11 protein-coding genes are annotated in these 13,738 nt (G+C 68.3%); 6 read left to right on the forward strand and 5 right to left on the reverse strand.

Annotated elements, in window-relative coordinates; translation table 11 throughout:
* Window positions 1-373 precede the first annotated feature (373 nt).
* Window positions 374-1,228 carry a sigma-70 family RNA polymerase sigma factor gene (locus tag ABZU43_RS23555; RefSeq protein WP_238671385.1) on the reverse strand — a complete coding sequence of 285 codons (855 nt, stop codon included), beginning with the start codon at window positions 1,226-1,228 and terminating at the stop codon, window positions 374-376.
* A 120-nt stretch (window positions 1,229-1,348) separates the two neighbouring features.
* Between ABZU43_RS23555 and ABZU43_RS23560 the strand changes: the two genes are divergently transcribed.
* Window positions 1,349-1,717, forward strand: a complete 369-nt coding sequence (locus tag ABZU43_RS23560; RefSeq protein ID WP_355008642.1) for a DoxX family protein — start codon at window positions 1,349-1,351, stop codon at window positions 1,715-1,717.
* Window positions 1,718-2,499: 782 nt separating this feature from the next.
* On the opposite strand, the gene ABZU43_RS23565 is transcribed toward ABZU43_RS23560, so the two are convergent.
* Window positions 2,500-2,940, reverse strand: coding sequence for a hypothetical protein (locus ABZU43_RS23565; RefSeq protein WP_355008643.1), 441 nt, complete (start codon window positions 2,938-2,940; stop codon window positions 2,500-2,502).
* A 66-nt stretch (window positions 2,941-3,006) separates the two neighbouring features.
* On the opposite strand from ABZU43_RS23565, the gene ABZU43_RS23570 reads away from it, so the two are divergent.
* Both ABZU43_RS23570 and ABZU43_RS23575 read left to right on the forward strand, forming a co-directional pair.
* A complete protein-coding gene (locus ABZU43_RS23570) occupies window positions 3,007-3,525 on the forward strand; it encodes a hypothetical protein (RefSeq protein WP_355008644.1) in 519 nt (172 codons plus the stop codon).
* 50 nt (window positions 3,526-3,575) lie between these two features.
* Complete coding sequence (locus ABZU43_RS23575) at window positions 3,576-4,142, forward strand: hypothetical protein (RefSeq protein WP_355008645.1); 567 nt, start codon at window positions 3,576-3,578, stop codon at window positions 4,140-4,142.
* Between the two features lie 193 nt (window positions 4,143-4,335).
* Here ABZU43_RS23575 and ABZU43_RS23580 read toward each other — a convergent pair whose 3' ends face one another.
* Complete coding sequence (locus ABZU43_RS23580) at window positions 4,336-5,343, reverse strand: NADPH:quinone reductase (protein WP_355008646.1); 1,008 nt, start codon at window positions 5,341-5,343, stop codon at window positions 4,336-4,338.
* 98 nt (window positions 5,344-5,441) lie between these two features.
* Between ABZU43_RS23580 and ABZU43_RS23585 the strand changes: the two genes are divergently transcribed.
* The 3 genes from ABZU43_RS23585 (at window position 5,442) to ABZU43_RS23595 (ending at window position 8,639) form a co-directional block, all read left to right on the forward strand.
* On the forward strand, window positions 5,442-5,795 hold the full coding sequence (locus tag ABZU43_RS23585; protein ID WP_355008647.1) for a metalloregulator ArsR/SmtB family transcription factor: 354 nt from the start codon (window positions 5,442-5,444) through the stop codon (window positions 5,793-5,795).
* Window positions 5,796-6,175: 380 nt separating this feature from the next.
* Window positions 6,176-7,213 carry a DUF808 domain-containing protein gene (locus tag ABZU43_RS23590; RefSeq protein WP_355008648.1) on the forward strand — a complete coding sequence of 346 codons (1,038 nt, stop codon included), beginning with the start codon at window positions 6,176-6,178 and terminating at the stop codon, window positions 7,211-7,213.
* Between the two features lie 562 nt (window positions 7,214-7,775).
* A complete protein-coding gene (locus ABZU43_RS23595; RefSeq protein ID WP_355008649.1) occupies window positions 7,776-8,639 on the forward strand; it encodes an alpha/beta hydrolase in 864 nt (287 codons plus the stop codon).
* A gap of 174 nt (window positions 8,640-8,813) precedes the next feature.
* On the opposite strand, the gene ABZU43_RS23600 is transcribed toward ABZU43_RS23595, so the two are convergent.
* Complete coding sequence (locus tag ABZU43_RS23600) at window positions 8,814-9,113, reverse strand: STAS domain-containing protein (RefSeq protein ID WP_355008650.1); 300 nt, start codon at window positions 9,111-9,113, stop codon at window positions 8,814-8,816.
* Window positions 9,110-13,261: a SpoIIE family protein phosphatase gene (locus ABZU43_RS23605; protein ID WP_355008651.1), complete on the reverse strand. Its 4,152-nt coding sequence runs from the start codon at window positions 13,259-13,261 to the stop codon at window positions 9,110-9,112. The genes ABZU43_RS23600 and ABZU43_RS23605 overlap by 4 nt, the downstream gene beginning before the upstream one ends.
* Window positions 13,262-13,738 lie beyond the last annotated feature (477 nt).

Raw genomic sequence — 13,738 nt, forward strand, 5'->3', positions numbered from 1 at the left:
ACTCAACGACCGCCCCCGAATGACCCTGGGCTGGGCCACCCCAGGTGAGAAAATGACCCAGCTCCTCGGTGTTGCAACCACCGGTTGAGCCCGCCCATCCGCGAAGACCTGCGCTAGATCGAATCACCCGCTTCTTCGAGGAGCGAGTGTTCGGCCCCCACCCCCACGCCGGCACCCTCCGGGTGGCCTTGGATGACGAGGCCGCGCCAATGCTCGGCATCGCTATCGACATTGATCGACCAAGCGAACAGGCTTCTACCAGCAGACACAGAAAGCCGAGCGCAGCAGACCGAATGGCCACTGCTCTCGGCCGGCTTAATGACCTGCGTGGGTGGGCACCAGCTATCACTCGGATCCTTGAGCGGACTGAGAATCACGCACCCAAGGCAGCGGGGAGGGACACGGTGCCGCGCTCGTAGGGCGTGATGTCGATGCTCGTGACGAGGCCGTCGTGGACGCGGATCCGGATTAATGCGAACGGGTGCCCACCAGGGGCGATCACCGCTCCTGGGTAACCCTCAACGAGGACCGGGGCGGCGGCGGCGATGCGGTCCACGAACGCCCTGGTCTCCTTCGCGACCGCCCAGGCGCCCCGAACGACAGGCGCGGCGCCGTTCGCGAGGAATCCGAGGTCGGCCGTGCGGACGACGTCAGGCGCCAGGAGCGTGACGAGCCGCGCGATGTCGCCGCCACGCGCCGCGGCGAGGAACGCGTCGATGATCTCCATCTGGTGGGCGGACCCCGGCAGGTCGACCGCACGAGCGTCCCTGAGCCGGATCCGCGCTCGACTCGCGAGCTTCTTCGCCGCGGCCACCGTCGTGTCGAGCACGGGCCCGATCTCGTCGAACGGGACGGCGAAGAGGTCATGCAGCACGTAGGCCACCCGCTGCGGGGGAGACAGTTCGTCGAGCACGACCAGCAGGGCCCGGGAGACGTCCTCACGCCGGACGAACGCCTCGTCGGCCGCGAGCTGCTCGCTGGGGATGTCGTCGGCCTTGAGCGGGACCTCGCGCCGGCGATGGCGGGCGCGAAGCTGGTCGAGGCACAGGCGTGCCGTCACCGTGGTGAGCCAGCCCTCGGGGTTGACCAGTTGCGCCGGGTCGGCCGACGTCGCGCGCAGCCAGGCGGCCTGCACCGCGTCTTCGGCATCGTTGCGCGAGCCGACGATGCGATAGGCCAACGACATCAGTCGGGCCCTCGAAGCCTCGAAGTGTTCGACGAGTTCCACGTCTGGTCACCTTTCATCCGTGCTGAGCGTCAGAAGGGGCGAGAGACCACAGCCTGATGAACCCGCGCACGTGGAGGCACCTATGAGTCTACCGATTGCTCAATCGCGCCGACGCGCGTCATGATCGCCGTACTGGAGGGCGTCCTGGTCGTCGCGACCGTCCTTTGCGCCCTTGCCAACGCCATCGAGGTGACCGCCAAGGTGATCAGGGCGGACTTCGTGATGCGCAACTGTGCCGAGGTCGGGCTGTCCGCGCGGTGGATCCCCTACCTCGCGGTGGTCGAGGGGGCCGGCGTCGTCGGTCTGGTGCTCGGCTTTTTCGGCGTACATCCCGTCGGATTGGCCGCAGCCGTTGGCCTCGTCCTGTTCTTCGTCGGCGCGATCCTGGCTCACGCCCGCGCGCGGGTGTTTCACAACATCTCGTTTCCCGCGGTCTTCCTCGTCCTCGCCGTCGCCGCCGTGGGGCATTTCGCGTCGACGACCGCCTGATCAATCGCCGATCGGCCTTGGCGGTGCAGGGGCTGAGGGTCCGCGTGTCGGGGTCGCCGATCTGTGCCGCCGGAGGGGATGAGGCGGCTGCACGCCCCCTGCACATGCCCGAAAGGGCGGAGTTCACGCCGATCCTGCGCGACCTCGACCACGCGGCCGGCGAGCCGTCCACGGCCGGAGCTTGTCGGGGTGGCGTACCGCCCAGATGCGCTTGATCCGGTCGCCTACCACCTCGAGGCATACACCGATACGGTGACGCCGTCCTGCTGGGCGATCAGACCGGGTTGGCCGTTGACCGTACGCTCCAGAATCGTCAGATTCCGAAGTCTGCCCTCGAGGTGGATCGGGGAGCGGCCGATACCGAATGGTGGATGCTCAGCAGCACCGAGGAAGTCGCCGCATCCGACCAGCAACGTACCGCATCGTCCTGAGCAATCACCCGGCTAGCCGGCCCTTCACCGTCACAGGGCCCGCGTCGAAGCCGCATGCCCGCAGCGGCCGCAGGATTCGCGTACGGGAGGCACCCCGCCGCGGGTACGCCAGGCGGGAGGCGCCGCCGCCAAACCCCGTGCCGACGGCCAGCTTTCTGGCCTTGGCCGGGGGTGTCGTCGCGGCGCTGATCGTGCGCCGCCGGATCGCCGTGACCACGGTCGCCCGGGCCCGCAGCCGGTGGGTGTTTGCCAGCTTTGAGCGTTGAGTAGCGCCGAGAATCAGCGTCCCCGTGGGTGTCGCCGAACTCACGGGGACAGACACGCCCGACCGCGAGGTGTCGGCCCGGCGGCTCAGGCCGGGATGAACTGGATGAGGAGCGACGCGGTCGGCAGCTCGTCCGGAGCGGGTGGCGCCTCGGTGCGCCAGGCCAGCCGTACGCGCCACCGGCGGCCCGGCGGAAGGCGGTAGGCGTCGGCGATGCCGCCGGCCGTGCCGCTAAAGAACCCGAGGATGCCCGACTCGAAGACCACCTCGAGCACGTGGCTGCGGTCCCAGCCGGCCGGATCGAAGTCGGCCGGCCCGTCCCAGGTCTCCAGCCGGGTGTCGCTACCCAGCACCATGGCGTCGTCGATGTTTTCCACCACCACGTAGCCCGGCGCTGAGCTGACCCATTGATCGAGCTCGTGCGGTGGGGGTGGAACGTTGCGCCGGTCGTTGCTGTCGTCGATCATCGCGAACAGTCGATAGTCGACATCGACGTACAGCTCGGTGTGCTCGACCAGTGCCGCCATGCTGGCCCCTTCCCGCTCGGTGGACTACGAGGGTAGTGATCTCCCGCTGACCGTGAAGTCGCCGCCGTGCTCGACGACCGCGACGGCGTACTCGACGACGCCCACGGTGACGCGTGGCGGGCGTGGCTTCGCCTGTCCAACGCGCTCGCGCTGCGCGACTGGCCGACGATCGTGACGACGACCAGCGTCCTCGGACCGGCGAGCGTCGCCCCGTCCGACGAGACTCCCGGCCACGGGCGCCCCGTGGGTGCGTGGGCCGACGTCTACGACGCCGCCACACCCGACGTCTACGACGCCGCCACACCCGGCGACGAACAAAAGCTCGTCGCGGCCCTCGCCGCCCGCGATGGGCTCGCCCCGCCCGTGGTCGGTGCCGAAGGCCCCGACGGTATCCCGCTCGACCTGTCCTGGCCCGACCAGCAGGTGATCGTCGCCTTCACCCACATGCCACCCCAGGACCGCGCGGACCTCACCGCCGCAGGTTGGCGGGTCGTCGACCCCTCACCCGAGAGCGCCGCCGCCGCCCTGACCGACGCCACCCCCCCACGAGCACGGACGTCAACGGCGACACTTGATGCGCTGTAACGGCTAGGAGCTGGACGTGGGCGAGCGGGGGACGGGAGCACGGTCAAGAGTTGCGGATGAAAGAGCATCACGGTGACCGATCTGCAGTCTCACCCCGCGACGCCGTTTTGCCGACGGTCGTCGAGTACCTACCCCGTGTTGTCGCCGCTGCCGGGCCCGGAGCGCGCCGCGCCTATGGCACCTACTGGGACCGGATGGCCGCCGCGTGGCCCAAGCGGCCTTTGGGCACCATCACCGCAAGCGACGTCGAGGCCCTGAAACAGGCGATGATCGCCAGCGCCGTATCGCGGCACAACAGCCGCAACGGCCGGCACGCCGGTGAGCACGTCATCGCCGCCGCCCGCGCCTTTTACCGACGTGCCATCGCCGACGGGCTGATCGACGCCGCCGGCAGCCCTGCGCACCGAGTCGCGAAACGCCGACGCTTACCCGGCACCCGCCGAGCGTTCAACCCCGCGAGTTGCGTCCGCCTTACCGAGGAGGGATCGACCATCCGCTGGCAGCCCATCACCCTCGATCTCGCCGACCACCTGCGGGAGCATGCCGATGCTCGCGGCGCGGTTCTGCCGACAGAACTTCGGGACCGCCGAAACGGACGCACTGCACAGCTCGCATGATCAGCAACGTACCCCCGCCCGCAGTAACCGGCGAACGCAGCATGATCGATCATCCGCTCTTGCCGCCGATCGTGCGGGCCGCCAAGCGATGTGCCATGACGTACCGAGGTTCCTCCCGACATCCTGTGGCACGCGGAGCCGATGAGCGGACCGGCAGCCGATGCGAGTCGGAGATGCGGTAGCTGGTTGAACTTCAGGGCGTGACGTCCACCAGTACCTTGCCGACCGCGCCGGTCTCCACCGCTCGATGAGCGTCGGCGGTGCGGTGCAGCGGGAAGCGGTGCAGCGGCAGGCCATGTTCTTCGCCGACCGGCAGGGCGCCGTCGCGGATCGCGGCGGCGACGTCCTCGACGGCTGCGGCGCGCGCCTGCGGGCCAGCCGTATAGAGCACCAGGAACTGCAGGCGCGTGTTCAGCACCATGTTCTGCCCCACGTTCAGTTCGACTGCCTGTCCGCCCTGGTTGGCGTACGTCGCGATCGTGCCGCGGGTACGCAGCACGGCCAGGTCCAGAGGCAGGTTCGCGCCCAGCGCCACCTCGGCGACGATGTCGACGCCGGCAGGGGCGATCGCACGGATGGCGGCGGCCGGGTCGCCCTCGCGATAGTTGATGACGTGGTGGGCGCCAGCCGCGATGGCGAGCTTCGCCTTCTGCGGGCCGCTGACCGTGCCGATCACGGTGGCGCCGGCCCAGCGGGCGAGCTGGATCACTGCGTGTCCCACCGCGCCGGCCCCGCCGGCGGCGAGCACCACCGTGCCGTCGAGTGCGCCGGGGTGCAGGCGGCGTGGCCCGTCCTCGGCGACCGTGAGTGCGCGGTGTGCGGTGAGCGCGGGGACGCCGAGCGAGGCGCCGACGTCGAAACCGGCCTCGTCCGGCAGCGGCACGGCCTGATCGGCGGGTACGACGGTGAACTCGGCGGCGGTGCCGGTGGGCCGCCCCGCGGCGGCCATGAACAGCCACACCCGCTGACCGACCCTGCTCGGGTCGACGGCGTCGATCACACCGGCACCGTCGAGGTGCGGGGTGATCTCGGAGAACTGCTTGCGGTGGGCGACGCCGGAGCGGGCCTGCCAGTCGGTCGGGTTGACCCCGGACACGGCAACCCGGACGCGGACTTCGCCGGGTGCGGGCGTGGGCCGGTCACGCTCGACGAGTTGGAGAACGTCGGGGCCGCCGTTGTCGCGGTAGATGATCGCCTTCATGATCCATCCAATGTTCGATCTGCATCGTACTGTTCGAGGCGCGTCGAACAGTACGATGTGAGTCGAACTTTCCGCAACTTCTGGCTAGGCTTCGTCTCGTGACCGAGGTGATCGAACCCGCCATCGAGACCGTGACGATCAACGTCGTGTTCAGCGCGCTTGCCGACCCGGTGCGGCTCACGCTCGTGCGCGCCTTCGCCGCCGCGGGGGACTGGACGTGCGGCAGCGACGTCCTCAAGGAGACCGGCATCACCATCGGCAAGTCGACGCTGTCGCACCACATCAAGGTGCTGCGCGAAGCCGGCCTCATCCGCACGCGCGTCGACGGCGTCCGCCGACTCGTCGCGCTCCGCTACGACGAGGTCGAACAACGCTTTCCCGGCCTGCTGACCATGCTCCGCGAACACGGCCCTACCCGTGGCGCCGCGAAGGCACCCTCCTCAACCGCATGACACGTGAACCGGGGAAGGTGAATGGCGGGTCTCGTCGCGGCCTGCAACTACGGCAAACGCCGTGTCGGAGCACGCTGGCAGGAAGGGAATATGGTTCCCGACCAGTGGAACGCGCGACGGACCCGCCTTTGAGGTCCTGGTCACGTTCCAGCGGACCGCCTCGAGAACGCTACCGTTCGCAAGCCTTCGGACGGACAAGTGCAGCCTGGTTTGAGCCATCAAGGCCCCGTCGACGGATGATCGAGTGTCCGGATCTGCTGCTGACAGAGCGTGGTGTTCGTGAGGCGCTTATTCACGGCCGGGCGGTGGCGTGCCGCGCACAGGGACCTGAGCGAGAATGGGCCAGATCGAACTCTGCTCAACCCTGAAAGGACCCTCCCTTGGCCGGTGGACTCGTAGCCCTGCTGGATGACGTGGCGGTGCTGGCCCGGGCCGCTGCCGCGTCTATCGATGACATTGGGGCGGCCGCCGCGAAGGCCGGCGCCAAGGCTGCGGGCGTCGTCGTCGACGATGCTGCCGTCACGCCGCAGTACGTGCGGAGCCTCGCGGCCGAGCGCGAGTTGCCGATTATCAAGCGCATTGCCGTGGGGTCGCTGCGCAACAAGTTCTTCATCATCCTGCCGGCGGTGCTGCTGCTCAGTCAGTTCGTGCCCTGGCTGCTCACTCCGATCCTCATGCTCGGCGGCGCCTACCTCTGTTACGAAGGCGCGGAGAAGGTGTGGGCCAAGATCGCCCATCACGGCGCCTCCGGCGCGGGCGAGGAGAAGGTGCAGGACGAGACGACACTGGTGTCCGGGGCGGTACGAACCGACCTGATCCTCTCGGCGGAGATCATGGTCATCAGCCTCAACGAGGTGATCGATGAGGCGTTCTGGTCCCGCCTGGTGATCCTGGCTGTCGTCGCCGTCGTCATAACCGTCCTGGTGTACGGCGTGGTGGCCCTGATCGTGAAGATGGACGACGCCGGGCTGCGCCTGGCGCAACGTTCCGGCGCCGTCGCCACGTTCGGCCGCGGTCTGGTGAGGGCGATGCCGGTGGTCCTCACCGTGCTGACGGTGGTCGGCACCGCGGCGATGTTGTGGGTGGGCGGGCACATCCTGCTGCTGGGCACGAACGAGCTGAACCTGCACTTCCTGTACGAGGCCGTGCACCACGTGGAGGTCGCTGCCCACGACGCCACGGGTGTTCTCGGCGGGCTCGTCGGCTGGCTCGTCAACACGGTGGCCAGCGCGATCCTCGGGCTGATCGTCGGAGCGCTGGTCGTGCTGGTCATGACTCTCACGCTCCACCGCCGCAAACCCGAGGCTGCGGCCGCGACTGCGACGGCCGCGACTCGTACTGACGGCACCATCCCCGCGCCGCCGAGCCGTGCAGCTCGGCGTCCCGACGCTCCTGCGGACCAAGCGCCGCGCGGATGACCACGAAATCACCGCAACTCGACCACGGGGCCAGGCGTTCTGGTGCCGAACCGCGCCTGGTACGGGCGCAAGGTGGACCGGAACGGCCGGATTGTCGGGTGATGGTTTCGTCCGGGTCGAGGATTGCCAGGACGGGGGCAGCCGTCGCGGCCGGCTCGCGCACGGTGAAGGTCCGACCGAGCCTGATGCTGGGCAGCACGCCCTCGATGTGCTGGCACCGGACGTCCCGCGCGCGCCCAAGGCCACCGGCGCGACATATGAACCCGGACTCGCGTATGTCGGGCAGTACACGCAACGACGCACACGGTTCGCCGAGGCGTACGCCGCGCTCGCGCGCGACTGACGACCGCAAATCCAACCCGCTGCCGTCGGCCCGGTGTCACCGGTAGCCGAGCGACTGCGTACTGCCTAGCCTCAACGAGATCGAGGAACAGCTCCTGGCTCGGCGGCACGGCGTAGAACGGGAGGCCCTTGCTCGCCGAGATTTAAGGCGACACCGACAGCATCCGAATCTGCCGAAAAGGGGAGTTTGCCCGACGGGCCGTCTGGACACCTGTCTGTCATGTTCGATGACTTCACGGACGAGCGGGTCGACGTCGGGGAAGTGGAGCTACGAGTCCGGCACGCCGGACAGGGCCTTCCGGTTCTTCTCATTCACGGCCATCCCCGTACCGGTTCGACGTGGCATCGGGTCGCGCCGCAGTTGGTCGAACGCGGGTTCACCGTTGTCTGTCCGGACATGCGCGGCTACGGACAGTCGGGGAAAGCGCGTATCCTCCCCGACCACTCCCAGCAGTCCAAGCGAGCAGTCGCAGCGGATCTCGTCCGGCTGATGAATGCTCTGGGCCACCCGAGGTTCGCCGTAGTTGGGCACGACCGCGGTTCCTACGTCGGGCTACGCCTGGCACTGGACCATCCCCACGCAGTTAGCCATCTGGTCGTGCTCGACGGCGTGCCGATCAGCGAGGCCCTCGCGAGGTGCGACGCCACGTTCGCCCGCGACTGGTACCACTGGTTCTTCTTCGCCCAGGCTGACACGCCAGAACGGGTAATTAACGCCGATCCCGACGCCTGGTACGCCAGCAAGGCGCGGCCCGACAGTATGGGAGCCGAAAACTACCAGGAGTTCCGGCAGGCCATCCACGACCCAGCCACGGTGCGGGCGATGCTGGAGGACTACCGCGCTGGCCTCGGAGTTGACCGAGAGCACGAGGAAGCCGACCGGCATGCCGGCCGCACCGTAGGCTGCCCGCCGCTCTTCCTCTGGTCCACGCGGGACGACATGGAGAATCTGTACGGTGATCCGCTCACGGTCTGGGCGGCGTGGGCCGATGATCTTCGTGGTCATCCGATTGAGTCCGGACACCACGTCGCTGAAGAAAATCCCGACGGCTTGACCACAGCGCTGCGGGACTTTCTCACCTGACAGTCTCGCTCCGCCACGCTGGTCCACCACGAGGGCACCGGGCAGCACTTCGGCGCCTGGATCGATTCGGGCTTTCCAACGAAAGCGCCTATGGCGTCGCGGTGCCTTGAGGCGCGTCGTCGCTACGACGACGATGGCTCGTGCTGAGAAGCCTGCCTAAACAGCCTGAACCCGTTAGACAGGAGTGACTGTCATCAGGTCGGCCAGGCCTGCGATGGTCAGGACGGGAGCCAGGAGTGGGCTGGCGATGAGGTGGATCCGCTCGACGTGGGGAAACAGGACCGCGAGACCCGCGCTGTCGAGGTATTCCAGTGCGGTCAGATTGACCGTCAGCTGGCCGCAGGCGGCTTCTACGGCGCGGGTGAGGGCTGCTGCGAAGTCGGCGGCGTTGCTCATGTCGACCTCGCCGGTTGCGGTCAGTACGGGAGTGCCGTCTGACTGGTGACTGGTGGTGAGGGTCAGCGGGGTGCTCATGAAATCCTCGCCTGCATGTCGATGGTGGTGCCGGTGGCGCCGGGCGTGATGGTGATGGCGTCCATCAGGGCACGCATGAGGACCAGGCCCCGTCCCCGGTGGGTGTCGGCGTCCGGCTGGGGTGTCTTCCAGCGCCCGCTGTCGGTAACGCTGAGGTGCAGGCCGCCGGCGGTGGCGGTGGCCCGTAGCCGGATCCGTCCGCCGGGGTTGTCGCGGTGGCCGTGCTCGATGGCGTTGGCGCAGGCTTCGCCGACGGCCACCAGGACGTTGTAGGCGTTGGTGGGATCGAGTCCGCAGCGCTCAAGCCAGCTTCTCAGGGCGGTGCGTACGGGTGCGAGACCGGCGCTTTCGGCGGCGAAGTCGAGTTCCAACGGGCCGGGATGGCGGTAGAGCAGGACCGCGACGTCGTCGTCGTACCCCCCCGACGGGCTGAGTTGGTCCATGACATCGGTGGCGAGCGTCTCGATGGGGTGGGCGCGTCCGTTCTGGATCACCGTCACGACGTGGTCGATGCCTGCGGTGAGCGGTTGGCGGCGGCGTTCGACAAGTCCATCGGTGTAGAGCATCAAGGTCGCCCGCGCTGGCACACGTTCCTCAGCTTCGGGCCGCTCGGCGCTGCCTCGAACTCCGAGGGGACGCGAGTGGCCCTGGTCAAGCATCCGGGTGAGGCCGTCGGGAGAGGTGATGATGGCGGGAGGATGCCCGGCGCTGGCGTAGCGCAGGTGCCCGGTCGTCGGGTCGAGGACGCCGCAGAAGACCGTCGCGCACAGCGCTCCGGGCAACTGGGCGGCGAAACGATCGAGTGCGGTGAGCGTGCGCGACGGGCTGGAATCCTGCAGCAGCAGAGCACGACAGGCGCTGCGTAACTGTCCCATGACGGTGGCGGCTTGCAGTCCGTGACCAACGCAGTCTCCGACGACAATGCCGATCTGCCCGTCGACGAGCGCGATGGTGTCGTACCAGTCGCCGCCGACCTTCAACGGCCGGGTGGCGGGTGCGTACCGCGCGGCGAAACCACTGGGCAGCTGTGCGGGCCCGAGGATGGCCCGTTGCAACGCGAGGGCGGTTTCCCGCTGCTGATCGATCTGCTGCACCCGCTGCAGCCCTTGGCTGAGGTGGCCGGCCAGCAAGGCCAGCAGGGTCTCGTCCTGTTCGGTGACGGGGCGCCTCTCGCCGAGGTCGATCCACAGGGCCATCGTGCCGTGCGGGTGGTCGACGGCGATTCCGACGCCCGTGGTCCGGTCCGCGACCGTGGTGAGCAGGGGTCGGTCCCGCAGGACGGTGAGCATCTGCCGGCGCTGGTCGGACAGGGTGTCCCAGCGCTGGTGCGGATCGGTCGTGGCGATCGTCGGGGTGTGCGAGCCGTCGAAGACCGCCGCGAGCACTCGCCTCGCGCGCCACAGCCCCCGTAGCTCATCGAGGACGCCGTGCAGGGCGTTGGCGAGGTTGTCCGCCTGCGACAGACGGATGCTCAGGGCGGCCAGCGCGCTCTCCCGTTGTACGGCGTAGTGCTCCGCCGTGACATCGCGGAAGGTGCCGACGATGACCCGTCGACCGGTATCGGGGTCCTGCACCTGGTTGAAAGCGGCGGCGGCCCACAGACGATGGCCGTCCCGGTGAGTCACCGGGATGGTGTACGCGCCGCTGGTCTGACCCACCAGCAGGGTGAGGGCATCGACGACTTGCTGGTATGCCTCGGGCTCTGCGTCCCGGCTTGGCCACCAAGGGGGATTGGCGGGGTAGGGAAGCCCTTCGGGGCCGTAGCCGAGGATATCGGTGAACGTGGTGTTGATCTCGATGACGGCGCCGTTCTCGTCGCAGACGAAAAAGGCCTCCTGTAGCGAGTCGATGAGGGCTGTGCGCCACCGAGCGTGGTGATTGCGCAGCCGGGCCAACTTCACGTTCGTCCGCACCCGGGCCAGCAGTTCGGCGGCGGCGAACGGCTTGACCAGGTAGTCATCCGCCCCCGCCTCCAACCCCTCGATGGAAGCCTCCTGCCCTGCCCGCGCCGACAGCAGTAGGACCGGAGTTCCCGCCGTACGAGGTTCGGCGCGCAGCGCGGCTACCAGTTGCAGACCATCCAAGCGAGGCATCATCACGTCACTGACGACCAGATCGGGTTGGTTGACGCGTGCCGCTTGCAAGGCCGCTTGGCCGTCGTTGACTGCCTCGACCCGGTAGCCGGCCGAGCGCAGCAGGCGGGTGAGGTACTCCCGCATGTCAGCGTTGTCGTCAGCGACCAGGACATGCGCCGGGCTTGGCCGCACGTCTGTCGTCGATTCCCGCGCGCTGCTTCCGGCAACCACGTCGAGCGCGCTCGTTGAAGGCTCTTGTGGTAACCATCGCAGCGCCTCTTCGACGAACGGTTCGGCGGTGGCGGCGACGTCGTACTCCTCGCCAGGAGTGACGGTGCCCGCCGGCAGGTGGAGGCTACCGAAGGGCAGCCCGACGGTGAAGGTGGTGCCCTGTCCGACGGTGCTGTCGGCGCTGACGTCGCCGCCCTGTAACCCGACGAGTTCCCTCACCAGCGCCAAGCCGATGCCACTGCCCTCGTTCGAACGTGAGCGGACGTTCTCGATGCGGTGGAAACGTTCGAACAGCCGCGGCATCTCCTCGGCCGGCACGCCGATCCCCGTGTCGGCCACGGTCACCACAGCCCGGCCGCCCTCGGCGCGTAGCCGTACTCGGATCGAGCCGTCGAAGGTGAACTTCAGGGCGTTGCTAAGGAGGTTCAGGATGATCTTCTCCCACATGCCCCGGTCGACATACACCGGCTCGGGGAGCGGGGAGCAGTCCACCTCGAAGGTGAGACCCGCGCGTTCGACGGCGGAGCGGAACACGCTGGCGAGATCAGCGGTGACCGCGGCGAGGTCCACCGGCTCGTAGCGGGCCTGCATCCGTCCCGCCTCGATCCGGGAGAAGTCCAGCAGCGCGTTGACCAGCTTGCCGAGTCGCAGCCCGTTGCGGTGCATGACCTGCAACTCCTCGAGCACCCCCTCGTCGGTGTCGCCGAGTCGGGAACGCAACTCCTCCAGCGGACCCATGATCAATGTCAGTGGAGTGCGGAACTCGTGGCTGATGTTGGAGAAGAATGCCGTCTTGGCGCGGTCGATCTCGGCGAGTTCCTCGGCCCGCTGCTGCTGCGCCTGGTAGCTGCGCGCACTGGAGATCCCGGCCGCCACGTGGCCCGCTGCCAGATCGACGAAGCCTCGGTAACTGTCATCGAGCGCCCGGTACCGATTCAAGCCGGCCACCAGGAAGCCGTACGGCCTCTCGCCCTGTTGCAGCAGCGGTACCAGGAGTGCCTGCGTCGGCGGCTGCGACCACGCACCGGTAGGCAGTCCCACGAACGGGGCGCCATCGAGCCGAACAAGTTGTGACTCACCCCGCGCCAGCGCCGCAAGCGGCCACACCATGGCCGGCTCATTGGCCAAAATCGTGCGAGGGGCTGCGGTGTGACCTGCGGGGATGCCCGCGGCCGCCGCCAGGCGAGCGCTACCGTCGCCATCGAGAAGGTAGATCGCCGTGAACGGCAGGTCGAGGTCGTTACGTCCGAGTTGCCGGCCAGCGAAGGCCAACATCTCCTCTTCGGTCCGCACCACGCTGGGATCGGACCCGAGCTCACGCAGCGTGGTCATCCGCCGTTCGCCGACGACCCGCTCGGTGTCCTCGCTGACCACGCACAACATGCCGATGAGGGCGTTGCCGTCGTCGCGCAGCGGGCTGTAGGAGAAGGTGTGGTAGCTCTCCTCCCGATAACCGGACCGCTCCAGGAACAGCAGCAACGCCTGATCCCAGGTCGCCACGCCGGTGGTCAGCACCCGATCGATCCGAGGGCCAATGTCCGGCCAGATCTCCGCCCACACCTCACTGGCTGGTCGACCCAGAGCCCACGGGTACTTGCGGCCGAGGGTGTCACGCCGGTACGCGGCGTTGCAGAAGAACGTCAGCTGAGGACCCCAGGCCATCCACATCGGGAAGCGCGACGACAGCAGAATGCTCACCGCCGTCCGCAGGCTCTGCGGCCACCCTGCGGGATCCCCCAGCGGAGTCGACGCCCAGTCCACCTTCGCGAGGTCACGGCCGATTTCGCCGTCACCGGCGAACACGTCGGCCCTGGTAAAAGGCCTTTGTGTGGCGCTGCTCATCGTGGCGACACTCCCTCGAACCGCACGCCTGACCCAGCGGCACCCATTTCGCAGCACGGATCGGTGCTGCCCTCTGGCACCGACGTGCCGACGCGCAGATGCCTCGCGGCATCGTAAAACATGTTCAGTCTGCCGGCCCGCCAGAGGACGGCGGGAGCGTGACGCACGGTCGCGTGCGGTTCTACCAGCCCGCCCCCTTGGAGCCGGTATCTGCGCTTCGCTGGCTTGTGCGGTGCCTGGACGAGATCTTCTCCGTGCCTCGCCTCATCACGACGATGCCGCGGGTGGCCGTCGTGGCCGGTCGGACGCTGGGCGAAAATCGCGAACGGCAACAGCATCCGCGACTGCTTCTCGGCGTAGGCCACCTCAACAGGCGACAAGTCGAGCTGCCGTTTCCTCCTGCGCGAGGCAGCTGTGAGGAAGACTGGAACCATCAAGCGGTGGCCAACTTGATCGATGTCTGCCGAAACCGTACGG

Source organism: Micromonospora sp. NPDC005205 (genome assembly GCF_040608275.1).
Lineage (GTDB): Bacteria > Actinomycetota > Actinomycetes > Mycobacteriales > Micromonosporaceae > Micromonospora.